Raw genomic sequence first — 23,925 nt, 5'->3', positions numbered from 1 at the left:
CACGCACGAGGCCTCGCGCGAAGCCACAAGGGCTAGAACGGGAACGCCGCCCGCCCGTGCTGCACCGAGATCCACTTCAGCGTCGTGAAGGCGTCCACCGTGGACTCCCCGTTGAGCCGCCCGACACCGGAGTTCTTCTCCCCGCCGAAGGGCACTCCCGGCTCGTCCGCGATGGTCGCGCCGTTGACGTGGATCATGCCGGTCTCGATCCGCTGGGCGAGCCGCACGCCGCGCTCGAGGTCGGCGGTGTGCACCGCGCCGCTGAGTCCGAACGGCGTGTTGTTGGCCATGCGTACGGCCTCGTCCTCGCCGTCGAAGGGCACCACCAGGGCGACCGGGCCGAACAGCTCGCGCTGCAGGATCGGCGCGTCCTCGGCGAGGCCGGTGAGCACGGTCGGTGCCATCAGGCTGCCGGTGGTGGTGCCGCGCAGCAGCGCGGTGGCGCCGGCGGCGACCGCCTGGTCGATCTGGGCGGAGAGGGCGTCGGCCTGGACGGGGTTGATCAGCGGGCCGATGTGGGTGGCCGGGTCCTTCGGGTCGCCGACGGTGAGCGAGGCGACCTTGGCGACGAACTTCTCGGTGAACTCGGCCTCGACGGCGCGGTCCACCAGGATGCGGTTGGCGGACATGCAGACCTGACCCTGGTGGACGAAGCGGCTGAACACCGCGGCGTCGACGGCGTAGTCGAGGTCGGCGTCGTCGAGCACGATCAGCGCGCTGTTGCCGCCGAGTTCCAGGACCGAGCGCTTGAAGTGGGCGGCGGCGACGGTGCCGACGTGCCGGCCGACCTTGTCGGAGCCGGTGAAGGAGATCACCTTGGGCACCGGGTGTTCGATGAAGCTGTCGCCGATCTCGGCGATGTCGGTGATCACGACGTTCAGCAGGCCGGGCGGCAGGCCCGCGTCCTCGAAGATCTTCGCGATCAGGCCGCCGCCGACGACGGGGGTCTCCTGGTGCGGCTTGAGCACCACGCCGTTGCCGAGGGCGAGCGCCGGGGCGACCGCCTTGAGCGCCAGGAACAGCGGGAAGTTGAACGGGCTGATCACGCCGACGACGCCGACGGGCAGCCGGTAGAGCCGGTTCTCCTTGCCCTGGGCGGGCGAGGGCAGCAGTCGGCCCTCGGCGGCCACCGACAGGTGCAGGCACTCCCGCAGCAGGTCCTTGACCAGGGAGAGCTCGAAGCCGGCCTTGAGTGCGGTGCCGCCGAGCTCGGTCATGATCGCCGCGACGATCTCGGGTTCGCGTTCCTCGATCAGGCGCAGCGCGCGTTCGAAGACCAGTCGGCGCTGGTAGGGGTTGTCGGCGGCCCACCCCTTCTGGACGCGTTCGGCGGCGCGGTAGGCGCGGTCGACTTCGGCGGTGGTGGCGACGGTGATGGTGGCGAGCTTGTCGCCGGTGTAGGGGTCGACGTCGACGATGTCCCAGGAGCCGCTGCCGCTGCACCATTCGCCGTCGATGTACTGCAGCGCCAACTCGGAGAAGTACGACATCTGATCCCTCTCATGCACCGATCATGCACCGCCCTGATGGGGCATCATCGTACTGATGTGTTACAGCTCCTGGCGTACCGCGTGCAACAAGTCCCGGGTCCGCGCCGGGTCGAGGCTGTCGGCGACCAGGTCGTCCATGGCGTGCCGGTACTCGGTGACCTCGGCGGGTTTGTCGAGGTAGAGCGCGGTGGTGAACTGCTCGAGGTAGACGACGTCGGAGAGTTCCGGTTCGGCGAAGCCGAGCACGGTGAAGGCGCCGCTCTCGGCCGCCAGTCCGGCGTTGCCGAAGGGCAGTACCTGCAGCCGTACGTTGGGCAGTTCGCCGAGTTCCAGCAGCCGGTCGAGCTGGGCCCGCATCAGTTCGGGTCCGCCCCAGGGGCGGCGCAGTGCGGCTTCGTCCAGTACGGCGACGAGCTGCGGTGCGCGTTCGTCGGTGAGTACGGCCTGGCGCTTGAGGCGTACGTCGACCCGGCGTTCGATCTCCTCGGCCCCGTGGTCGTGGCAGCCGGCGGTGACGACGGCGCGGGCGTAGTCGGCGGTCTGCAGCAGCCCGTGGACGAACTGGACCTCGTAGCTGCGGATCTCGGCGGCGGATTCCTCGAGCCCGAGGTAGTTCTGGAACCAGCCGGGCAGTACGTCGCCGTATTCGTGCCACCAGGAGTTGGCGTTGGCGTCGCGGACCAGTCCGAGGACGGTGGCGCGTTCCTGTTCGGCGTCGACGCCGTAGAGGGTCAGCAGGTCGGCGACGTCGCGTTCCTTGAAGCCGACGCGGCCGAGTTCCATCCGGCTGATCTTGGATTCGGAGGCGCGGATCGAGTACCCGGCTTCCTCCCGGCTGACGCCTCTGGCCTCACGGAGCTTGCGCAGCTGGGTGCCGAGCATGAGGCGTCGTACCGTCGCGCCCCCGCCTGCCTGAGTCGTGCCCATCGAAGTCACCCTCCGCACTCGCGCAGCCCCCCGGCCGTCGGCGGCAGTCTGCCACCTGGCACCGACGAACAACAGCCCGTCCCGGGAGGCTTTCCGGTCCCTGGGAGAAGCCTGTGGTTCCGCTGTGAGCCAACCCTCGGTGTGCGGACGAAAAAACGGCGGCACCCACCGGTTCCCCTGCCCGGCACCCCCCGGAAAACCTCCCGGAAAACGCGACGGCGCCCGCCCTCCAACTGGTCGGGGAAGAGGGCAGGCGCCAGGAGACCGCGTTGGCCCGGCGACTCTGGCGGGGGCAGCGGGTTGAGCTCCCGGCGATGCGGCGCCGGGGGTTCGGGGGCCGGTCGGATCGTCAGACCACCAGGGGGCGGTCCGTGGGCCGGATCGGGGCGGGAAGCGGGGTCTTGCCGCCCAGGTACGTGTCCACCGCGGCAGCGGCCGAACGGCCTTCCGCGATGGCCCAGACGATCAGCGACTGGCCTCGGCCGGCGTCTCCGCAGACGTACACGCCATCGACATTGGTGGCGAACCGGCCGTCGCGGGCAATGTTACCTCGCGCGTCGAGGTCGGCTCCCAGCTGCTCGACCAGCCCGTTCTTGACGTCGGTGCCGGTGAAGCCCATGGCGAGGGTGACGAGCTGCGCGGGGATGGCCCGTTCGGTGCCCGGCACGGGCTCGAACCGGCCGTCCTTGAACTCGACCTCGACGAGGTGCAGTTCCTGGACGTTGCCGTCCTCGTCGCCGGTGAAGTGGGTGGTGTTGACGGAGTAGATCCGCTCGCCGCCCTCCTCGTGGGCGGAGGTGACCTTGTACGTCATGGGCATGGTCGGCCACGGCTGGTGTCCGGGCCGGTCCTCGCCGGGGCGCGGCATGATCTCGAGCTGGGTGACGGAGGCGGCGCCCTGCCGGTGGGCGGTGCCGACGCAGTCCGCGCCGGTGTCGCCGCCGCCGATGACCACGACGTGCTTGCCCTTGGCGCTGACCGGCGATTCGACGAAGTCGCCTTCCTGCACCTTGTTGGCCAGCGGCAGGTACTCCATGGCCTGGTAGACGCCCTTGAGCTCGCGCCCGGGCACCGGCAGGTCGCGGGCGGTGGTGGCGCCGGCCGCGACGACGACGGCGTCGAAGCGCTCGCGCAGCTGCTGCCCGGTGATGTCCTCGCCGACGTGCACGCCGGTGCGGAACCGGGTGCCTTCCGCGCGCATCTGCTCGATGCGGCGGTTGATGTGGCGCTTCTCCATCTTGAACTCGGGGATGCCGTAGCGCAGCAGTCCGCCGATGCGGTCGGCGCGCTCGTACACGACGACGGTGTGCCCGGCGCGGGTGAGCTGCTGGGCGGCGGCGAGGCCGGCCGGGCCGGAGCCGACGACGGCGACGGTCTTGCCGGACAGGCGCTCCGGCACCTGCGGGGTGACGCCGCCGCGGTCCCAGGCCTTGTCGATGATGGTGACCTCGACGTTCTTGATGGTCACCGCGTCCTGGTTGATGCCGAGGACGCACGCGGACTCGCACGGCGCGGGGCAGAGGCGGCCCGTGAACTCCGGGAAGTTGTTGGTGGCGTGCAGCCGCTCGATCGCGCCGACGAAGTCGTCCCGGTAGGCGAGGTCGTTCCACTCGGGGATGAGGTTTCCGAGCGGGCAGCCGTTGTGGCAGAACGGGATGCCGCAGTCCATGCAGCGGCCGGCCTGCTTGGTGATGATCGGCAGGAGGCTGCGCTCGACGTAGACCTCGTTCCAGTCCCGCAGACGGACGTCCACGGGGCGGCGCTCGGCCAGCTGCTTGGGCGTGGTCAGGAAGCCCTTGGGGTCAGCCATGTGCCGCCTCCATCATCTTGCGAGTGGTCTCGGCCTCGGAGAGGCCATCGCGCTCGGCGGCGTCCTTGGCGGCGAGCACTGCCTTGTAGTCGGTCGGCATGATCTTGGAGAAGCGGGAGACTCCGCTGCCCCAGTCGGCCAGGAGTTCGGCGGCGACGGTGGAGCCGGTCTCCTCGTAGTGCTGCTGCACGGTCTCGCGCAGCCAGTCGCGGTCGGCGGCGGTGGGGGCTTCGATGCCCACCATGCCGTCGTTGACGTTGGCGGGGCGCAGGTCCAGGACGTACGCGATGCCGCCGGACATGCCCGCCGCGAGGTTGCGTCCGGTCTCGCCGATGATGACGACCCGGCCGCCGGTCATGTACTCCAGGCCGTGGTCGCCGACGCCTTCGACGACCAGGGTGGCGCCGGAGTTGCGGACGGCGAAGCGCTCGCCGGCCTTGCCGCGCAGGTGGATCCGGCCGCCGGTGGCGCCGTAGCCGATGGTGTTGCCGGCGATGACGTGGTTCTGCGCGTCGGCGCCGATCGCGGCGGCGTCGCGGGCCGGGCGGACGATCACGACGCCGCCCGAGAGGCCCTTGCCGACGTAGTCGTTGGCGTCGCCTTCCAGGCGCAGCGTGACGCCGCGGGGCAGGAAGGCGCCGAAGGACTGTCCGGCGGAGCCGGTGAAGGTGACGTCGATGGTCCCTTCCGGCAGGCCTTCGCCGCGGTACCGCTTGGTCACCTCGTGGCCGAGCATGGTGCCGACGGTGCGGTTGACGTTGCGGATGGGCAGCTGGATGCGGACGGCGTCGCCGCGCTCCAGGGCGTCCTCGGCGAGCGTGATGAGCTGGTTGTCCAGGGCCTTGTCGAGCGCGTGGTCCTGGGTGGTGGTGCAGTGGCGGGCCGCGCCCTCGGGCAGGGCCGGCACGTGGAAGAGCGGGGCCAGGTCGAGCCCGGCGGCCTTCCAGTGGTCGATCGCGGCCTGGGCGTTGATGTGCTCGGCGTGGCCGACGGCTTCCTCGATGGAGCGGAAGCCCAGCGAGGCCAGGATCTCCCGGACCTCCTCGGCGATGAACTCGAAGAAGTTGACGACGAATTCGGGCTTGCCGGAGAACCGGTCGCGCAGCACCGGGTTCTGGGTGGCGACGCCGACCGGGCAGGTGTCCAGGTGGCAGACGCGCATCATGATGCAGCCGGAGACGACGAGCGGGGCGGTCGCGAAGCCGAATTCCTCGGCGCCGAGGAGCGCGGCGATGACGACGTCGCGGCCGGTCTTCAGCTGGCCGTCGGTCTGGACGACGATGCGGTCGCGCAGCCCGTTGAGGAGCAGGGTCTGCTGGGTCTCGGCGAGGCCGAGCTCCCAGGGGCCGCCGGCGTGCTTCAGCGAGGTGAGCGGCGAGGCGCCGGTGCCGCCGTCGTGGCCGGAGACCAGGACCACGTCGGCGTGTGCCTTGGACACGCCGGCCGCGACCGTTCCGACGCCGACCTCGGAGACCAGCTTCACGTGGATGCGGGCCGCCGGGTTGGCGTTCTTGAGGTCGTGGATCAGCTGCGCCAGGTCCTCGATCGAGTAGATGTCGTGGTGCGGCGGCGGCGAGATGAGGCCGACGCCCGGGGTGGAGTGCCGGGTCTTGGCGACCCACGGGTACACCTTGTGGCCGGGCAGCTGGCCGCCCTCGCCGGGCTTGGCGCCCTGGGCCATCTTGATCTGGATGTCGTCCGCGTTGACCAGGTACTCGGAGGTGACGCCGAAGCGGCCGGAGGCGACCTGCTTGATCGCGGAGCGGCGCTCCGGGTCGTACAGGCGCTCCGGGTCCTCGCCGCCCTCGCCGGTGTTGGACTTGCCGCCGAGGCGGTTCATCGCGATGGCCAGCGTCTCGTGCGCCTCCATCGAGATGGAGCCGTAGGACATGGCGCCGGTGGAGAAGCGCTTGACGATCTCGGAGACCGGCTCGACCTCCTCGACCGGGATCGGCTCGCGGTCGAGGCCGTCCAGCTGGAAGAGGCCGCGCAGCGTCATCAGGCGGGAGGACTGCTCGTTCACCCGGTCCGTGTACTGCTTGAAGATGTCGTACCGGCGGTTGCGGGTGGAGTGCTGCAGCCGGAAGACGGTGTCCGGGTCGAACAGGTGCGGCTCGCCCTCGCGGCGCCACTGGTACTCGCCGCCGATCTCCAGGGCGCGGTGCGCGGCCGGGATGCCGGAGGCCGGGTACGCCTTGGCGTGCCGGGCGGCGGTCTCGCGGGCGATCTCGTCCAGGCCGATGCCGCCGAGCTTGGTGGTGGTGCCGGCGAAGTAGCCGTCGACCAGGGCCTGGGAGAGGCCGATGGCCTCGAAGACCTGGGCGCCGCGGTAGGAGCCGACGGTGGAGATGCCCATCTTGGACATGACCTTGAGCACGCCCTTGCCGAGCGCCTTGATCAGGTTCTTGATGGCCTTCTCGGGCTCGACGCCCTCGATGCCCCGCTGATTCAGGAACGTGCCTTGCGCGACGAGGTCCTCGACGGACTCCATGGCCAGGTACGGGTTGACCGCGCCCGCGCCGTAGCCGATCAGCAGCGCGACGTGGTGCACCTCGCGGACGTCGCCGGCCTCGACCAGCAGCGACACCTGGGTGCGCTGCTTGGTGCGGATGAGGTGGTGGTGGATCGCGGAGGTGAGCAGCAGCGAGGGGATCGGGGCGTGCTCGGCGTCGGAGTGCCGGTCGGAGAGCACGATGATCCGGGCGCCGTCGGCGATCGCGGCGTCGGCTTCGGCGGCTATCTCGGCGAGGCGGGAGGCCAGGCCCTCGCCGCCGGTGGCGACCTTGTAGAGGCCGGAGAGCGTGACGGCCTTGAGGCCGGGCTGGTCGCCGTCGGCGTTGATGTGGACGAGCTTGGCCAGCTCGTCGTTGTCGATCACCGGGAAGGTGATGCCGACCGAGCGGCAGGCGGAGGCCTCGGCGGCCAGCAGGTTGCCTTCCGGGCCGAGGTTGGAGAGCAGCGAGGTGACGAGTTCCTCGCGGATGGCGTCCAGCGGCGGGTTGGTGACCTGCGCGAAGAGCTGCACGAAGTAGTCGAACAGCAGGCGCGGCTTCTCGCTCAGCGCGGCGATCGGCGAGTCGGTGCCCATCGAGCCGAGCGCTTCGCCGCCGGTGCGGGCCATCGGCGCGAGGATGACGCGCAGTTCCTCCTCGGTGTAGCCGAAGGTCTGCTGGCGGCGGGTGACGGAGGCGTGGGTGTGGGCGATGTGCTCGCGCTCGGGCAGCTTGGCGAGCTGGATCTGTCCGGCGCCGATCCACTCCTCGTAGGGGTGTTCGGCGGCGAGGGCGGACTTGATCTCCTCGTCCTCGACGATGCGGCCTTCGAGGGTGTCGATCAGGAACATCCGGCCGGGCTGCAGCCGGCCCTTCTTGGTGACCTTCTCCTGGTCGATGTCGAGGACGCCGACCTCGGAGGAGAGGACGACGAGGCCGTCTTCGGTGATCCAGTACCGGGCGGGGCGCAGGCCGTTGCGGTCGAGCACGGCGCCGATCTGGGTGCCGTCGGTGAAGGTGACGCAGGCCGGGCCGTCCCAGGGCTCCATCAGGTTGGAGTGGTACTGGTAGAAGGCGCGGCGGGCCGGGTCCATAGTGGCGTGGTTCTCCCACGCCTCCGGGATCATCATCAGCACCGAGTGCGGCAGCGAGCGGCCGCCGAGGTGGAGCAGCTCCAGGACCTCGTCGAAGGAGGCGGAGTCGGAGTGGTCCGGGGTGCAGACGGGGAAGATCCGCGACAGGTCGCCGGGGATCAGGTCGGTGGCGAGCTGGGACTCGCGGGCGCTCATCCAGTTGCGGTTGCCCTTGACCGTGTTGATCTCGCCGTTGTGGGCGACGAAGCGGTACGGGTGGGCGAGCGGCCAGCTCGGGAAGGTGTTGGTGGAGAACCGCGAGTGCACCAGGCCGAGCGCGGACGCGTAGGTGCGGTCCGACAGGTCGGGGAAGAAGGGTTCCAGCTGGCCGGTGGTCAGCATGCCCTTGTAGACGATGGTGCGCGCGGACAGCGACGGGAAGTAGACCCCGGCCTCGCGCTCGGCCCGCTTGCGGACCACGAAGGCGATCCGGTCCAGCTCGATGCCGGCCCTCTCGCCGTGCGACAGCAGGATCTGGCGGAAGCGCGGCATGACGCTGCGGGCGGTGGCGCCGAGCAGGTCCGGGGTGACCGGGACGTCGCGCCAGCCGAGGACGGTGAGGCCCTCCTCGGCGGCGATGCCCTCGATCCGGGCGACGGCGGCGGCGTCCTCGTCGTCGTTGTCGGGCAGGAAGGCGATGCCGACGGCGTAGGAGCCGGCTGCCGGGAGCTCGAAGTCGACCTTGCCGCGCAGGAAGGCGTCGGGGACCTGGGTCAGGATGCCCGCGCCGTCACCGGAGTCCGGCTCGGCGCCGGTGGCGCCGCGGTGCTCCAGGTTGCGCAGGACGTTCAGCGCCTGCTCGACGATGGTGTGGTCGGCGATGCCGGTCAGCGTGGCGACGAAACCGACGCCACAGGCATCGTGCTCGTTTCGCGGGTCGTACAGGCCCTGAGCAGCAGGTCGCGCATCCGGCACGAGCGCGTACGGCTGGCGGGCGGCGCCGGCCTGGGGCTCGTTGGCGGAGTGCATGGATGCAGGCAGCATCGGCTCTCCCGTCGTCGTCTTTCGGCAAGTTGGTGCAAGTAGGGACGACGTTGGCCCTGATGCGGTGGTGCGGTGTCGTGCAAGTTACATGATGCCCAGGATCCCGAGAAGCGGAATATCCCGTCCACATGGCGGGACGAGCCGCAGGTCAGGGGGTGTGGGAAGAAGGACGCGCCACAGTGCGCGTCCCGACGATTGTGCCCAACCCTCCGCGGCCCGAAACAGGGGCGAAACCGGATCGCCACAGAGGCCGATCATGGCCGCCTGCGAATCCATCCCGGGAGCCCGTCCACGGATGCGAATCCGCGGCGCCGAGGCCCGGATGATGAGACTAGGCCAGGCGCTACGCGACGCCCATGTGTGAAACGTCACGCGCTGCCCAGCATAATCATGCACAGTTCTGGGTCATCCCACATGCCCGCCGATCAACAGGCCGAGCAGGTAGGTCACCCCGGCCGCCGCCCCGCCCAGCACCAGCTGCCGCAGTCCGCTGAACCACCAGCTGCGCGCCGTCACCCGGGCCACCACCGCGCCGCACAGGAACAGTCCGGCCCCCGCCAGCACCAGGGCCGGCAGCAGCGAGGTCGCGCCCAGCAGGTACGGCAGCAGCGGCAGCAGCGCGCCGAGCGCGAAGCACAGGAACGAGGACCCGGCCGCGACCAGCGGCGAGGGCAGGTCGGTGGGGTCGACGCCCAGCTCCTCGCGGGCGTGCACCTCCAGGGCCAGCTCCGGGTCGGCGGACAGCTGCCGGGCCACCTCGTGGGCGAGCTCCGGGTCCACCCCGCGCGAGACGTACAGCTGGGCCAGCTCGGCCAGCTCGCCGTGCGGGTTGCGGCTCAGTTCCAGCCGCTCGGCCTCGATCTCGGCCTGCACCAGCTCCCGCTGCGAGGCCACCGAGGTGTACTCCCCCGCCGCCATCGAGCAGGCACCGGCCGCCAGGCCCGCCAGCCCGGTCAGGATCACCGTGCCGTTGGACACCGCGCCGCCGACCACACCGGTCATCAGCGCGAAGTTGGACACCAGCCCGTCCACCGCGCCGAACACCGCCGGGCGCAGCCAGCCGCCGTTGACGTCCCGGTGGTGACCGGCCGCGGGTATCCGGGGCTGGTGTCCGGCATCGGGCTCCAGGGTGGTCACAGTCATCGTCTCTTCCCCTCCGTCGTCGTTCGTCCGCCTTGAACGTAGCCCGCCTGACCTGGGCATTTCCAGCAAAGTAAGGCTGTCCGAACAGCACTGAGGCCACCCTTCGCAAGCCTCGCGAAGGGTGGCCTCAGCCGGGGGGAAGTCCCAGGTCAGATCGGGTTCTTGGCGTCCTCGCCGGCCTTCTCGGCGATCACGGCAGTCGGCTCGGCGGCCGGCTTTTCGTCCACGGACCGGGACGGCTTCTTCCCGTCCGCGTCCTTCCCGGCCTTGGCGTCGGCCTTCTGCTCGCCCACGGCGCCGGCCTTCCGCTCGGCCTTGGCATCCGACGTGGCGTCCGCCGTGCCGCCCGCCGTGCCGTCGTGGCCCTCCATCTCCAGCTGCGCGCCCGGGTCGATGCTCGCCGGGTCCTCCCGGCCGGGCCGCTTCTTGCCGACGATCACCAGGTACGCCACGGCGCCCAGGAACACCGCGATGGACACCCAGTCGTTCAGGCGCAGGCCGAAGTAGACGTGCGCCTCGTCGATCCGCAGCCACTCGGTCCAGAACCGGCCCACGGTGTACGCGGCCACGTACAGCGCGAAGGCCCGGCCGTGGCCCAGCGTGAACCGGCGGTCCGCCCAGATCACCAGCAGCGCGACGCCGACGCACCAAAGCGACTCGTACAGGAAGGTCGGGTGGTAGACGCCGTCCACGACCGTGCCGTCCGGCAGCACCTTGTGGATCTTCAGGCCCCAGGGCAGCGTGGTCTCGCGGCCGTACAGCTCCTGGTTGAAGTAGTTGCCCCAGCGGCCCATCGCCTGCGCGAGGGCGATGCCCGGTGCGATGGCGTCGGCGTACGCGGGCAGCGGCACGCCCCGGCGGCGGGCGCCGATCCAGGCGCCGACCGCGCCCAGCGCGATCGCGCCCCAGATCCCGAGGCCGCCCTCCCAGATCTTGAGGGCGTCCCAGGGGTTCTTCCCCTCACCGAAGTACAGCCGGCCGCCATCGGTGATCACGTGGTAGAGGCGGCCGCCGACGAGTCCGAACGGCACGGCCCACACGGCGATGTCGCCGACCGTGTGCTTACCACCGCCCCGGGCGACCCAGCGCTTGCTGCCGAGCCAGACGGCGACGACGACACCGAGGATGATGCAGAAGGCGTAGGCGCGCAGCGGGATGGGTCCGAGGTGGAGGACGCCCCGCGACGGGCTGGGAATGTAGGCGATATCCATGGCAGTTCCGACGCTACAGGGTCGACGGCCCCCGTCCGACACCCCCCGGGTCACAGAAACCGAACAACAGCGGCCGCCGCCCCCTCCGGACGGGGAGGGCGCGGCGGCCGGGTGCGGGGGTCAGCCGGCGTTCGGCGACGGGTTGTTGGCCTCCGAGGCGCCGCTGGTCGGCGCCGGGGTCTGCCCGTGCGAGCCCGCCGTGCCCAGTTGCTTGCCCTGGTTGGCGGCGTCCACCCACTTCACCAGGTTCTCCGGGGTGATCTCGTCGTTGCCGTTCTTGGGGTAGATCGGCTGGCCGTTGAGCAGCACGGTCGGGGTGGACTTGTAGCTGGACTTGTCGAAGTCCTGCTGTACCGAGGACACCCACCCGCCGTACTTGTTGTCGTTGACGCAGGCCTGGAACTCAGGCGTGTCCAGCCCGTTGACCTGCTTGGCCAGGTTCAGCAGGACGGCCTTGTTGCCGAAGGCGTCGCTGGTCTCGTCCGGCTGGTTGCGGTACAGCACGTCGTGGTAGTCCCGGAAGTGCCCGGCGTCCTGGGCACAGGCGAGCGCGTTGGCGCCGGCCTTGGAGCCCTTGCCCGGCACGGCCCGGTCGATGAACGACACGATGTGGTAGTTGGTGTAGACCTTGCCGGCGTCCTCGAGCTGGTCGACGGTCGCCGAGAACTCCCGCTCGAAGGCGCCGCAGGCGGGGCAGCGCGGGTCCTCGTAGACGGTGAGGACGGCGGGCGCGTTGCCCGCGCCGACCGGGATGACGAGGTTCTTGTCGCCGATGGTCCCGGCCGGGGCGGCGGTCGGGGTCTCCGGCTTGGAGCGCTCGTTCTGCACCACGACGCCGGCGATCACGGCGGCGGCGATCACCGCGAGCACGGCGCCGCCCACGATCAGCTTCTTCTTGCGCCGGGAGGAGGCCTCGTCGGCCGCCCGCTGCTCCAGCATCCGCTCGCGGGCGGTGCGCTTGCCTTCTCGGTTCTTCTCGCTCATTGCCTTGACATCCACGGTCGGGGGGCCTTCGTCGGGTGCAGGGGTGGGGGTGCGGGGTGGGGGTGCAGCGGTGGGGGGTCCGGTGGGGCCGGAGGGTCAGCTCGCCAGCCAGCCGTCCACCGAGAACCGGGTACGGGGCCGCCACAGCAGCCACCCGGCCAGCAGGAGGAACCCGGTGTCGCGCAGGATCTCCTGTAGGTACGCCGTCTGGGATTCGTCGACGCGCCCGCCGCCGCCGAAGCAGCCGCAGTCGATCGAGATGCCGCGCGCCCAGGCGGAGGAGATCCCGGCGATGAAGACGAGCAGCAGCAGCGCGGAGACCCCGGCGACCAGCCGGACGCCGAGCCCGATCACCAGCAGCAGCGCGAGCGCCAGCTCCAGGAAGGGCAGGCCGTAGCCGATCGGCTTGACCAGGCTCTCGGGCAGGATCTCGTAGGCGCGCACGGCCTGGGCGGCCTCCGCCGGGTCGGCGATCTTGGCCAGTCCGGCCCAGCCCCAGACCACCGCGAGGCCGAGCCGTGCGGCCGTGCCCAGCCAGTCGCTCCAGGCCGGCACCGGCCGACGCGCCGACGGCGTGGGTGCCGGGTCACCGGGCTGTGCTGCCGGGCCGGCCATCAGGGAACCCCCCTCGGGAAACTCGTTCACTTCCTGATGAACCGTAAGGGATGAAGGGGGGTTCCTCCGTATTCAGGAATTAAGCCGTATGGGTGACGTTAGATGGCGGTCTGTCCGAATCCGGCGAACACCCGTACGTCAGCGGCACCCCGGCATCCGCCCCGGGTCGAACAGGTCCGGACGCCCCTCGTGCTGCGTGCGGCCGGCCCGCTCGGCGGCGTCCCAGCGGGCCGCCTCGGCACACGCGACCGCCTCCCGCTCCGCCCGCTCGGCACCCCGCTTGGCCAGCGCCTGCCCCACCTCGGTGTGCGCCCCGACGGCGGCGCCGAGAGCCAGTGCGGCCGCCGCCGCCCGCAGCAGAACGGCCCGATGAAAACCCCGCACCGGCTCACCCCTTCGCTCGCTCCGCTGCCTCCGTGCACTCGTCCCTCCACTCAACGCCCGTCAACCCCCGCTGATGCGTGTCGCCGCCGCTGTTCACTCGTTCGGGGCCACCCCGAAGTCGACGCGCCCGGCGCCGACCCGTCCCGACCCGCACCGCGCCGTCCCACCCTCAGCCGACGGCCCCCGCCTCGATCCGTCCCGCCCGACGCCGACGGCGCCAACGCCGACGGCCCGCCACTCCCCGGGGAGTGGCGGGCCGTCGACCGACCGTTTCCGACCGCGCGTCAGCGCCTCCGCACGCCCGCCGCCAGTTCCCCGGCCAGCGCGCGCACGGCGTCCAGTGCCGCCGCCTCGTCGTCGCCCGCTTCGAGGATCCGCTTCACGAACGCCGAACCGACGATCACGCCGTCCGCGAACCGCGCGACCTCCGCCGCCTGCCCGGCGTCGGAGACCCCGAGCCCGACGCAGACCGGCAGGTCCGTGGTGGCCCGGGTGCGCGCGACCAGGTCCTCGGCCAGCGACCCGACCGCCGACCGGGTGCCGGTCACGCCCATCACCGCGGCCGCGTACACGAACCCGCTGCCCGCCGCGGTGACCTCGGCCAGCCGCGCGTCCTTGCTGCTGGGGGCGACCACGAACACGGTGTCCAGCCCGTGCTCGTCCGCCGCCTTGCGCCACTCCTGCGACTCCTCCACCGGCAGGTCCGGCAGGATGCAGCCGGCCCCGCCCGCGGCCGCCAGGTCGGCGGCGAAGCGCGCCACGCCGTAGCGGTCGACCGGGTTCCAGTACGTCATGACCAGCACCGCCGCCTCGGGGTGCGCGGACGCGACCTCCCGGACGGTGCGCAGCACGTCCTTGATCCGCACGCCGCCGCGCAGCGCGATGTCGTCGGCGGTCTGGATGACGGCGCCGTCCAGCACCGGGTCGGAGTGCGGCAGGCCGACCTCGACCACGTCACAGCCGCCCTCCAGCAGCGCGTTGACCGCCCGGATGCCGCCGTCGACGGTCGGGAAGCCGGCCGGCAGGTAGCCGATCAGTGCGGCGCGCCCCTCGGCCCTGGCGGCCGCCAGGGCGTCACTCAGCTTCGAAGCCATGATCACTTACCCCCCTGGGCGGAACCGGCGCCGCCGGCGGTACCGGCGCCCGGCTCGTCGTACAGGCCGAAGTACTCGGCGGCGGTGTGCATGTCCTTGTCGCCGCGCCCGGAGAGGGAGACCAGGATGGTGGCCTCCGGCCCGAGTTCGCGGCCGAGCTCCAGGGCCCCGGCGAGCGCGTGGGCGCTCTCGATGGCCGGGATGATGCCCTCGGTGCGGGACAGCAGCCGCAGTGCCTGCATCGCGGCGTCGTCGGTGACCGGGCGGTACTCGGCCCGTCCGGTGTCCTTCAGCCAGGCGTGCTCCGGGCCGACGCCCGGGTAGTCCAGGCCGGCCGAGATCGAGTGCGACTCGATGGTCTGGCCGTCCTCGTCCTGCAGGACGTAGGTGCGGGAGCCGTGCAGCACGCCCGGGTCGCCCTTGGTGAGGGTGGCGGCGTGCCGGGGGGTCTCGGCGCCCTCGCCGGCCGCCTCGCAGCCGATCAGGCGCACGCCGGCGTCCGGGATGAACTCGTGGAAGATGCCCATCGCGTTGGAGCCGCCGCCGACGCAGGCGACCACGGCGTCGGGCAGCCGCCCGGTCCGGTCGAGCACCTGCTGCCGCGCCTCGACGCCGATGACCCGGTGGAAGTCGCGGACCATCATCGGGAACGGGTGCGGCCCGGCGACGGTGCCGAACAGGTAGTGGGTGGAGTCCACGTTGGCGACCCAGTCGCGGAACGCCTCGTTGATGGCGTCCTTCAGCGTGCGGCTGCCGGACGTGACGGCCACCACCTCGGCGCCGAGCATCCGCATCCGGGCGACGTTCAGCGCCTGGCGCTGGGTGTCGACCTCGCCCATGTAGATGGTGCAGTCGAAGCCGAACAGCGCGCAGGCGGTGGCGGTGGCCACGCCGTGCTGGCCGGCGCCGGTCTCGGCGATGATCCGGGTCTTGCCCATCCGCTTGGTGAGCAGGGCCTGGCCCAGCACGTTGTTGATCTTGTGCGAGCCGGTGTGGTTGAGGTCCTCGCGCTTGAGCAGGACGCGCGCGCCGCCCGCCTCGGCGGAGAAGCGGTGCACGTCGGTCAGCGGGCTCGGGCGCCCGGTGTAGTCCTTGAGCAGCGCGTCGAGCTCGGCGGTGAAGGCCGGGTCGGTCTTGGCCTTCTCGTACTCCTCGGCGACCTGCTCGACCGCGGCGACCAGCGCCTCGGGGATGAAGCGGCCGCCGTACGCGCCGAAGTATCCGCGCGCGTCCGGCACCTGGGCACCGGGCAGGTAGTCCTTCTCGGACATGTGGTTTCCCTTGGGGAGTTGGACGACAGTGACGTCTGATCGGCTGGGGTCAGCCGCGCGTCACGCGCCATCGTCGTCCCGGTACCTGGCCGGGCTCGCAGCCGATCACGTACCGCACCCGACGCCCCAGCACCCGGCGTGCGGGCGCGCGGCAGCCGCGCGGGCGGCAGCCGGGGGCGAGTCGGGTGGCGATCTTCATCGGGCTGTGTCAGTCCTTGTGCCGGACGGCGGGGTGGGCCCCGGCGGCGACCAGGTCGGCGACCGCGGCACGCGGGTCCTTGCCGGTCACCAGGGACTCGCCGACCAGCACCGCGTCGGCGCCCAGGTTGGCGTAGTTGATCACGTCCAGCGGGCCGCGCACCCCGGACTCGGCGATCTTGACGATGTGGTCCGGAATGGCGTGGACCACGTTCCCGAAGGTGTTGCGGTCCACCTCGAGGGTCTTCAGGTTGCGGGCGTTGACGCCGATGATCCGCGCCCCGGCGTCCACCGCGCGCCCGATCTCCTCCTCGTCGTGCACCTCGACCAGCGGGGTCAGACCGATCGACTCGGCGCGCTCGATCAGCGACACCAGGGCCGACTGGTCGAGGGCCGCAACGATCAGCAGCGCGAGGTCGGCGCCGTGCGCGCGGGCCTCCCACAGCTGGTACGCGGTGACGATGAAGTCCTTGCGCAGCAGCGGGGTGTCCACCGCGGCGCGGACGGCGTCCAGGTCGGCCAGCGAACCGCCGAAGCGGCGCTGCTCCGTCAGCACGCTGATCGCGGCGGCACCGCCGGCCGCGTAGTCGCGCGCCAGGGCGGCCGGATCGGCGATCGAGGCCAGAGCGCCCTTGGAGGGGCTGGAGCGCTTCACCTCGCAGATCACCCGGACCCCGTCGCCCTTGAGGGCGGCGACGCCGTCCTTGGCCTCCGGGGCCTTGGCGGCGCGTTCCTTCAGCTCGTCCAGGGAGACCCGGGCCTGCCGCTCGGCGAGGTCCTCGCGGACCCCTTCGATGATCGAGTCGAGCACACTCACGCAGGAGCCCCCATCTTTATCTGCCAGTCGGTTCTGCCGGTCGGCCGGCAGAACCGCGCGGGCGGCAACCCGCCGGCTCTTCGATGGTATCGGCACCCGGGGGCGCGGGGCGCATCAGCCCGGCACACGTCTCGCGGACCGGACGCCCGCTCCGGCCGCCCTCAACTGCGACTTCACCGCTTCTCCACCCCCGACCGGGCCGTTCGCGCCGCTCAGACCAGTGGCGGCGCCAAACCCGCTCCGACCGGCGAGTTTCGCACCACGGTAAACACCAGCACGAGCAGCGCGATCAGCGCCCAGCGCCGGCCCCCGACGGTGACCCTCGGCAGCGGCCCACCGGTCAGCGCGGCCCAGGCCCAACGCAGCCAGAGCACCCCCAGCACGCCCAATAGCAGGACGGCGGCGGCGTTGTCGTGCAGCGCGCCGGTGAAGTCCCCGTGGGTCAGCGCGTGGACGCAGCGCAGCCCCCCGCAGCCGGGGCACCACCAGCCGGTGGCGGTCAGGAACGGGCAGTCCGGGTAGTGCCCGGGGCTGTTCGGGTCCACCACGGCGACGTACACGGTCGGGACGGCCACCGCCGCCAGCGCGGTCAGCGGCGGACCCAGCCGGCGCAGCACGGGCGACGGGGCGGAGGCGGTGGGGGCGGCGTTCACGCCCCGATTCTGCCCGCGCCCGGGCCCGGAGACGACGAAACGGCGGGCGCGGCGCGCCCGCCGTTCGGTTGTGCGAAAGGCGTGTCCTACGAAGGCCTTCCCGTACGTCGTACGGAAACCGTCCCGGAGGCAGCCGTTCCGTACCGGGGCCGGTCGTCAGGCGGCGGCGACGGCGACGGCGGGGTGGGGCTGGCGGGCCGCGCGGGCCTCGCTCTGCTCCTCGACCGACTTGTAGACGTTGGTGCTCGGCTGCTTGCCCATGCCCGCCATCGACATGGCCTTGCCGACCACGCCACCGGCCAGGGCGACCGCCAGGCCGGCCCAGACGAGCAGCACCGACGGCAGGATCATCGCGACACCCGCGATGCCGAAACCGACGAAGGTGATGACGACGCCGGTCCAGGCGGCGGGGTTGTGGCCGTGCGCTGCTGCTGCCATCTGCGTGGTGCTCCTTGGCTCTCGGGGCCCGACCGGGCCTGCGGGGCCGTCGGCGGGTGGACGGGTTCCATTGTGCCGGGCCACACACCGGGCCCCCAAAGCGGGTGCCGCGTCTATCGCGTCACATGCGCGCTTCGGGCGGGTACGGGGCCCGACGGGGCGGCCGAGCGCCCCTCGGAGGGCCGTGGGGCCTCAGAGGGCCGTGGGGTCCTCGCCGCGGTCCAGCGCCTTCCACAGGTCGCCGGGCGTCTCGGCCCTGGCCGGGGCCTTGCGGGTCGGCGCCTCGTAGCGGCTGCCCATGGCGGGCCAGCGGCGGCCGTAGCGCAGGGTGAGCAGTCCGGCGAGGGCCAGCAGCACGCCGCCGACCAACGCGACCCAGGGCCAGCCGGTGTGCGCGACCTCGGTGGCCGCCGAGCCGGTCAGGCCGAGCTTGCGGGCGGCCTCGGCGTCCAGCGCGGCGGTGTCGCCCGCCCCGGCGACCGACGCGGCGGCCGCGCCGATCCCGGCGAGCAGGGTCAGCGCGCCGACCGCCAGCCGTCCGGCGCCGCGCACCGCGAACACCGCGACGGCCGCGGCGAGGCCCACCAGGGCCAGCCCGCCGGGCAGTTCGGAGATGTTGCCGCCGGTGACGGAGACGTCCAGGGTGCCGGCCCGGCCCTGGGCCCAGGTCCGCCCGGCCGCGGTCAGCACCAGCACGGCGCTCAGCACGGTGAGCAGCAGCATCACGCCGAGCGTGCGGCGGCCTGCGGCGGCGGTGGGGGCGGGGGTCTGGTCAGCGCTCACCCGTCCACTATCCCCCGACCGACACCTCAGTCCGTACCCGGGGTGGGGAACGGGCCCGGGAAGACGTCCGTCCGCAGCACCACCGTCCGCCCGCCCAGCGGCAGGAACAGGTCGTTGCCGAACGGCACCCGCTCGGCCTCCCGGTACACCCCTTCGGGCGACGGCGCGGTGTGCACGGTGCAGACCGCCGCCGCCGGGTCGACCACCACGTACAGCGGCACGCCGCTGCGCGCGTACGCCCGCCCGGCCTCCGACAGACCGGGCCGGGCCACCTCCAGCACCGCCTCGACCCCGGCCGCGCCGAACCGGCCCCGCTCGCCCCGCACCGCGTCGCGGGCGAGCACGGCGACGTCCGGGGCGAGCACCGCCACCTCGTCGGGAGCCAGGCCGCCGGGCGCCGCCGGGAAGTCGACCGCCACACCGGACAGCACCCGGCCGTGGCCCGCCGGCTGCTCGCCGAGCTGCCCGGCCGTGCCCAGCACGACCTCCCAGCGCAGCTCGTCGTACGGCACCTCGGGCACCCCGGCCGCCTCCCTCACGCCTCAGGACAGTTCCGGTCAGGACAGCTCCGGTCAGGACAGCTCCGGTCAGGACAGTTCCGGCCTCCGCAGCGTATTGGCGGTGGCGACGGCCCGCAGCACGGCGGCCGCCTTGTTGCGGCACTCGGTGTCCTCGCCGTACGGGTCCGAGTCGGCGACCACGCCCGCCCCGGCCTGCACGTACGCCGTGCCGTCGCGCAGCACCGCGGTCCGGATCGCGATCGCGGTGTCGGAGTCCCCGGCGAAGTCCAGGTAGCCGACGCAACCGCCGTACAGGCCGCGGCGGGTGGGCTCCAGCTCCTCGATGATCCGCATCGCCCGCGGCTTGGGCGCGCCGGAGAGGGTGCCCGCCGGGAAGCAGGCGGTCAGCACGTCGAAGGCGGTCCGCCCGGGCGCGACCTTGCCGGTGACGGTGGAGACGATGTGCATCACGTGGCTGTACCGCTCGATCTGCATGAAGTCGACCACCTCGACGCTGCCCGGCTCGCAGACCCGCCCGAGGTCGTTGCGGCCGAGGTCCACCAGCATCAGGTGCTCGGCCCGCTCCTTGGGGTCGGCGAGCAGCTCGGCGGCCAGCCCCGCGTCCTCGTGCGGGGTGGCGCCGCGGTGCCGGGTGCCCGCGATCGGGTGCAGCATCGCCTCGCCCCGGGTGACCTTGACCAGCGCCTCCGGGCTGGAGCCGACCACGTCGAAGCCGCCCTCGGCGGTGCCGTCCGGGCCCGGGAAGCGGAACAGGTACATGTACGGGCTGGGGTTGGTGGTGCGCAGCACCCGGTAAACGTCCAGCGCGGAGGCCGGGCAGGGCGCCTCGAAGCGCTGCGACGGCACCACCTGGAAGGCCTCGCCGGCCCGGATCCGCTCCTTGATCTCGTCCACCGCCGCCCGGTACGGCTCGCCGCCGAACGGCGAGTGCACCTCGCCGGGGCCGGCCGGGGTGAAGGTGGCCAGGCCTGGGTCGACCGGCTTGAACAGGTCGGCCTCCATCACGTCCAGCCGGCCCACCGCGTCCGCGTAGGCCTCGTCCACGCCGGTGGCCAGGTCGTTGTGGTTGACGGCGTTGGCGATCAACAGCACCGTGCCGTCGGCGTGGTCGAGCACCGCCAGGTCGGTGGCCAGCAGCATGGTCAGCTCGGGGAGCTTGAGGTCGTCCGGGTTGAGGTCGGGCAGCTTCTCCAGCCGGCGGACGATGTCGTAGCCGAGGTAGCCGACCAGGCCGCCGGTGAGCGGGGGCAGGCCGTCGTCGGCGTGCCGCGGGGTGTGCAGCGCCTCCAGCGCGGCGCGCAGCACCTGCAGCGGGTCGCCGGTGGTGGGGATGCCGACCGGCGGGGTGCCGAGCCAGCGGGCGTTGCCGTCCTGGTCGACGGTCAGCGTGGCGGCGCCGCGCACGCCGACGAAGGAGTAGCGCGACCAGCTGCGGCCCTGCTCCGCGGACTCCAGCAGGAAGGTGCCGGGCCGCTCCCCGGCGAGGCTGCGGTAGAGGCCGATCGGAGTGAGGCCGTCCGCGAGGAGCCTGCGGGTGACCGGGATGACCCGGGTGTCGACGGCGAGCTTGCGGAAGGCTTCGAGGTCCATGCGCGGCGGCACCTTCTGGAGTTGTGGTCGGGTGATCAGGAAAAGGGGAGCACGTCGGCGTCGAAACAGGTGCGGTCGCCGGTGTGGCAGGCCGCGCCGGCCTGGTCGACCTTGACCAGCAGGGTGTCGCCGTCACAGTCCAGGGCCACCGACTTGACCGCCTGGACGTGACCGGAGGTGTCGCCCTTCACCCAGTACTCGCGGCGGCTGCGGCTCCAGTAGGTGCAGCGGCCGGTGGTGAGCGTACGGTGCAGGGCCTCGTCGTCCATCCAGCCGAGCATCAGCACCTCGCCGGTGTCGTACTGCTGCGCGATGGCCGGAAGAAGGCCGTCCTCGGTGCGCTTGAGGCGGGCGGCGATCTCGGGGGCCAGGGCGGTGGTGCCGGGAGTGGCGGGTGTGGTGGACATGCGGCCCATTGTGTCAGCCCGGCCGTCCGACCCGGCTGGTCCGTCCGACCTCTGGTCCCGGTCATCCGCCCGTACGGGGGCGAGTTCGGCCAACCGCCTGCCAGGCGCCGCACGCGTGGGCCATCCTCATGGCCATGACCCCCGAGCAGCCGCCCGCAGCCGCCGCCTCCCGCCCGTCGCGCGGCCTGGTCCTCACCGTCATCACCGTGCTGGTCGCCCTCCTCGCGGTGCTGGCCACCGCGGTGCTCTGGCCGGACGACAGGAAGCCGGCCGCCGCACCGCCCCCACCCACCCCCACGGCCACCCCCACGCCGACCCCGACACCCAGCCCGACGCCGACCAAGCCACAGCCGCCGTACGCCTACTTCCCCGTCGGCACCTGCTTCGACCACCCGCAGCTGAGCCCGGTGATCACCCGCGCCGAAGAACGCCCCTGCACCGGCGACCACGACGGCGAAGTCATCGCCGACCTCAAACTGCCCGACAATCTCACCGGCGAAATCCCGATCGCCCTCGCCATGCGCGACGGCTGCAAGGAAGCCGAAGCCACCGCCAAAGCCAAACAGGCCGACGGAAAGACCTACTACGGCCGCCAGTTCGGCCCCGCCCTGGTCAACTACCAACAGGGCTGGCGCGACTACACCTGCACCCTCACCGGCGGCAACAAACAGGGCGCCCCCAAACTCACCGGCCGGCTGCACCCGTAGGAATTCGGATAGGAATTCGGACCCACAAGAGGTGCAGAGACAGGCCAAAACCTGAGATGCCCCCTCGGCGCGCCGAGGGGGCATCTCCGTTGGAAGCCGGGGAGCAGCCGAGGCGGGGGGTGGCTCCGGGTGGGCCGGGTGTGTGCAACCCCTAGGCTTTCAGCATGTCGAACCATGCGCTTGCCGAGCGCCACCGTCTCGCTCAACTCCTCACCGCTGCCGGGCCGGAGGCCCCCACGCTCTGCGGGGGGTGGACCACCCGGGACCTCGCTGCCCATCTGGTGATCCGGGAGCGCCGTGCCGATGCGGCGGCCGGTATCCGGGTGGGTGCGCTGGCCGGGTGGACGCAGCGGGTGCAGGACGACTACGCCGCGCGACCGTACGAGGAGTTGGTGCGGCTGTTCCGGGGCGGGCCGCCGGTGTTCTCGCTGTTCGCCCTGCCCGGCGCGGATGAGGCGGCGAACACCATCGAGTACTTCGTGCACGCCGAGGACGTCCTGCGTGCCGGCGAGGACTGGACGGCGCAGCCCGTCCCGCCGGGGCGCGCCGAGGCGCTCTGGCGCCGGCTTCCCCTGCTGGCCCGGCTGGAGGCCGGCCGCCGCTCTCCCGTCCGTCTCACTCTCGCCCGCCCGGACGGCCGGTCGCTGACCGTCGGCCCGGCCGGCGCTCCCACCGTCCACCTCACCGGCGAACCGGGCGAGCTGGTCCTGTTCGTCTACGGCCGTGGTGCCCGTACCACCCTGACCGTCGACGGCGCCCCGGACGCGGTCGAGGCCCTCCGGCACGTCCTGCCGCTGCCTGCGCCGTAGGACGCCCGCCCTTTGCGCATCGGGCCGGGGAGGGTGCCGGTGGAAGCGGCCGGCGCGGTGACGGTGCTGCCCCACAGCAACCTGTGGGGCAGCACCGTCACCGCAGATCACTCCCGCTACCGGGTCGGCGTCGTCCGTTCTCCGGTTACCAGCCGCCGGAGCCGATCTCGGTGCGGGAGCTCAGGCCGCTGCCGGTGCCCTTGTAGAGGTAGAGCTTTCCGGTCTGGCCCGGGTCGGAGGCCACCGCCGTGCCGCTCGGCGCCGACCGGCCCACCCATCACGACACCGGCCTCACCCCGGCCGAACGCGACCTGCTCCGGCTGCTCGGCACGGGCCTGACCGACGAGGCCGCCGGCAAGCGGCTCGGCATCTCGGTGCGCACCGTGCGTCGCCAGATGTCCGCCCTCATGGAGCGGCTCGACGCCGCCAGCCGTTTCGAGGCCGGTCTCAAGGCGGCGCAGCGCGGCTGGCTGTGAGCGGCCGGCACGGGGCTACTGCGGGGCCACGCACGGCGTAGCCGTCCACGACGAATCCGCGGGTCAGCCGTGCCCGAGCTGCGGAAGTCAGTGCCCGGGTGCAGACTCGCAGGTGGCCGGGGCGGGGGCGTGCTCGCGCCCGACGGAACCTTCCCGGCCACTCCCGGTCACTCTGCGTCGAAGGGGCACCACTCCATGCTCACCACCGACTTCCCCACCGGCTCCCCCTGCTGGATCGACCTCGGCAGCCCGGACATCCCCGCCACCGCCGAGTTCTACCGGAAGGTCTTCGGCTGGACGTTCCAGGAGGTCCCCGAGGCCGGTGGTTACGGCTTCTTCCAGCTGAACGGCAAGACCGTCGGCGCCCTCGGCAATCTCGACGAGGGGGCGCGGTCCGCCTGGACGACGTACTTCCGCACCGAGGACGTGGACGCCACGGTGAAGGCCGCCGAGCAGGCCGGTGCCACCGTCCGCGTGCCGCCGATGGACGTCATGCAGGAGGGCCGGTTCGCGGCGCTCACCGATCCGCAGGGCGCCGAGTTCTCCGTCTGGCAGGCCGGCAACACCAAGGGTCTGGGCATCGTCTCCGAGGACGACGCGCTGGTCTGGTCGGAGCTGCACACCTCCGGCCCGGAGGTCGCTTTCGCCTTCTACGAGAAGCTGTTCGGCTGGCGGATGGAGAACTTCGAGCCGTCGCCGGGCATGGCCTACCGGGTGATCTCGACCTCCGAGGGCGACCAGCAGGCGACCAGCTTCGGCGGCATCGCCCCGACGATGTCCCCGGAGCAGCCCTCCGCCTGGACGCCGTACTTCGCGGCCGCCGACGTGGACGCGGTGATCGCGAAGGCGACGGCGGCCGGCGCCTCGGTGCTGATGGCGGCCTCGGACGTGGAGAACGTCGGCCGGCTGGCCTGGCTGGCGGATCCGAACGGCGCCCCGTTCGCGCTGATCCACGGCGAGCCGCGGGAGTCCTGAGTCGCGGCCGTAC

At 72.2% G+C, this 23,925-nt stretch carries 22 protein-coding genes and 1 pseudogene; 4 read left to right on the top strand and 19 right to left on the bottom strand.

The annotated features are described in order from the left end of the window. Positions 1 to 32: 32 nt before the first annotated feature. The 19 genes from ACZ52J_RS13410 to hisI all read right to left on the bottom strand — a co-directional run bounded on the left by ACZ52J_RS13410 (position 33) and on the right by hisI (position 20,945). A complete protein-coding gene (locus tag ACZ52J_RS13410) occupies positions 33 to 1,490 on the bottom strand; it encodes an aldehyde dehydrogenase family protein (RefSeq protein ID WP_465618352.1) in 1,458 nt (485 codons plus the stop codon). Between the two features lie 60 nt (positions 1,491 to 1,550). Beyond that, a complete protein-coding gene (locus ACZ52J_RS13405) occupies positions 1,551 to 2,417 on the bottom strand; it encodes a helix-turn-helix domain-containing protein (protein WP_465618350.1) in 867 nt (288 codons plus the stop codon). A 349-nt stretch (positions 2,418 to 2,766) separates the two neighbouring features. Further along, on the bottom strand, positions 2,767 to 4,227 hold the full coding sequence (locus ACZ52J_RS13400) for a glutamate synthase subunit beta (RefSeq protein WP_465618348.1): 1,461 nt from the start codon (positions 4,225 to 4,227) through the stop codon (positions 2,767 to 2,769). Then, positions 4,220 to 8,821: a glutamate synthase large subunit gene (gene gltB / locus ACZ52J_RS13395; RefSeq protein ID WP_465618775.1), complete on the bottom strand. Its 4,602-nt coding sequence runs from the start codon at positions 8,819 to 8,821 to the stop codon at positions 4,220 to 4,222. Before gltB ends, ACZ52J_RS13400 begins: the two co-directional genes overlap by 8 nt. Positions 8,822 to 9,241: 420 nt before the next feature. Beyond that, positions 9,242 to 9,979: a VIT1/CCC1 transporter family protein gene (locus tag ACZ52J_RS13390; RefSeq protein ID WP_465618346.1), complete on the bottom strand. Its 738-nt coding sequence runs from the start codon at positions 9,977 to 9,979 to the stop codon at positions 9,242 to 9,244. A 149-nt stretch (positions 9,980 to 10,128) separates the two neighbouring features. After that, positions 10,129 to 11,190 carry a prolipoprotein diacylglyceryl transferase gene (gene lgt / locus ACZ52J_RS13385; protein ID WP_465618344.1) on the bottom strand — a complete coding sequence of 354 codons (1,062 nt, stop codon included), beginning with the start codon at positions 11,188 to 11,190 and terminating at the stop codon, positions 10,129 to 10,131. Between the two features lie 120 nt (positions 11,191 to 11,310). Beyond that, on the bottom strand, positions 11,311 to 12,174 hold the full coding sequence (locus ACZ52J_RS13380; RefSeq protein ID WP_465618342.1) for a DsbA family protein: 864 nt from the start codon (positions 12,172 to 12,174) through the stop codon (positions 11,311 to 11,313). 96 nt (positions 12,175 to 12,270) lie between these two features. Then, on the bottom strand, positions 12,271 to 12,789 hold the full coding sequence (locus tag ACZ52J_RS13375) for a MauE/DoxX family redox-associated membrane protein (RefSeq protein ID WP_465618340.1): 519 nt from the start codon (positions 12,787 to 12,789) through the stop codon (positions 12,271 to 12,273). A 138-nt stretch (positions 12,790 to 12,927) separates the two neighbouring features. Further along, positions 12,928 to 13,173 carry a hypothetical protein gene (locus ACZ52J_RS13370; RefSeq protein ID WP_360509887.1) on the bottom strand — a complete coding sequence of 82 codons (246 nt, stop codon included), beginning with the start codon at positions 13,171 to 13,173 and terminating at the stop codon, positions 12,928 to 12,930. A 284-nt stretch (positions 13,174 to 13,457) separates the two neighbouring features. Further along, positions 13,458 to 14,267, bottom strand: coding sequence for a tryptophan synthase subunit alpha (trpA, locus tag ACZ52J_RS13365; protein WP_465618337.1), 810 nt, complete (start codon positions 14,265 to 14,267; stop codon positions 13,458 to 13,460). A 2-nt stretch (positions 14,268 to 14,269) separates the two neighbouring features. Next, entirely contained in the window at positions 14,270 to 15,538 is a 1,269-nt protein-coding gene (gene trpB, locus ACZ52J_RS13360) for a tryptophan synthase subunit beta (protein ID WP_360510003.1), read from the bottom strand. Between the two features lie 49 nt (positions 15,539 to 15,587). Beyond that, positions 15,588 to 15,737, bottom strand: a complete 150-nt coding sequence (trpM, locus tag ACZ52J_RS13355; RefSeq protein ID WP_373560517.1) for a tryptophan biosynthesis modulator TrpM — start codon at positions 15,735 to 15,737, stop codon at positions 15,588 to 15,590. 9 nt (positions 15,738 to 15,746) lie between these two features. Continuing rightward, entirely contained in the window at positions 15,747 to 16,553 is an 807-nt protein-coding gene (trpC, locus tag ACZ52J_RS13350) for an indole-3-glycerol phosphate synthase TrpC (protein ID WP_360510004.1), read from the bottom strand. Positions 16,554 to 16,765: 212 nt separating this feature from the next. Continuing rightward, entirely contained in the window at positions 16,766 to 17,206 is a 441-nt protein-coding gene (locus ACZ52J_RS13345) for a DUF2752 domain-containing protein (RefSeq protein ID WP_360510005.1), read from the bottom strand. Positions 17,207 to 17,362: 156 nt separating this feature from the next. Beyond that, entirely contained in the window at positions 17,363 to 17,644 is a 282-nt protein-coding gene (locus ACZ52J_RS13340) for an HGxxPAAW family protein (protein ID WP_465618334.1), read from the bottom strand. Positions 17,645 to 17,836: 192 nt separating this feature from the next. Next, positions 17,837 to 18,427, bottom strand: a complete 591-nt coding sequence (locus ACZ52J_RS13335) for a TIGR02234 family membrane protein (RefSeq protein ID WP_360510007.1) — start codon at positions 18,425 to 18,427, stop codon at positions 17,837 to 17,839. A 26-nt stretch (positions 18,428 to 18,453) separates the two neighbouring features. After that, the gene (locus ACZ52J_RS13330) at positions 18,454 to 18,948 is read right to left on the bottom strand and encodes a Uma2 family endonuclease (RefSeq protein WP_465618332.1); all 495 of its coding nucleotides are present in this window, start codon (positions 18,946 to 18,948) and stop codon (positions 18,454 to 18,456) included. Positions 18,949 to 19,014: 66 nt separating this feature from the next. After that, positions 19,015 to 20,538, bottom strand: coding sequence for an anthranilate synthase component I (locus tag ACZ52J_RS13325; RefSeq protein WP_465618330.1), 1,524 nt, complete (start codon positions 20,536 to 20,538; stop codon positions 19,015 to 19,017). Positions 20,539 to 20,573: 35 nt separating this feature from the next. Further along, on the bottom strand, positions 20,574 to 20,945 hold the full coding sequence (gene hisI / locus ACZ52J_RS13320; RefSeq protein ID WP_465618328.1) for a phosphoribosyl-AMP cyclohydrolase: 372 nt from the start codon (positions 20,943 to 20,945) through the stop codon (positions 20,574 to 20,576). 134 nt (positions 20,946 to 21,079) lie between these two features. Between hisI and ACZ52J_RS13315 the strand changes: the two genes are divergently transcribed. The 4 genes and pseudogenes from ACZ52J_RS13315 to ACZ52J_RS13300 all read left to right on the top strand — a co-directional run bounded on the left by ACZ52J_RS13315 (position 21,080) and on the right by ACZ52J_RS13300 (position 23,912). Beyond that, the gene (locus tag ACZ52J_RS13315) at positions 21,080 to 21,652 is read left to right on the top strand and encodes a hypothetical protein (RefSeq protein ID WP_465618326.1); all 573 of its coding nucleotides are present in this window, start codon (positions 21,080 to 21,082) and stop codon (positions 21,650 to 21,652) included. A gap of 164 nt (positions 21,653 to 21,816) precedes the next feature. Next, a complete protein-coding gene (locus tag ACZ52J_RS13310) occupies positions 21,817 to 22,461 on the top strand; it encodes a TIGR03085 family metal-binding protein (RefSeq protein WP_465618324.1) in 645 nt (214 codons plus the stop codon). A gap of 245 nt (positions 22,462 to 22,706) precedes the next feature. Continuing rightward, positions 22,707 to 22,937: pseudogene (locus ACZ52J_RS13305) on the top strand (LuxR C-terminal-related transcriptional regulator); the annotation flags it as partial. 195 nt (positions 22,938 to 23,132) lie between these two features. Further along, on the top strand, positions 23,133 to 23,912 hold the full coding sequence (locus ACZ52J_RS13300; RefSeq protein WP_465618322.1) for a VOC family protein: 780 nt from the start codon (positions 23,133 to 23,135) through the stop codon (positions 23,910 to 23,912). The last annotated feature ends 13 nt before the right edge of the window (positions 23,913 to 23,925 follow it).

The sequence above is a fragment of the Kitasatospora sp. NPDC034035 genome (assembly GCF_055575755.1).
This window is presented reverse-complemented; position numbering and strand designations above follow the sequence as displayed.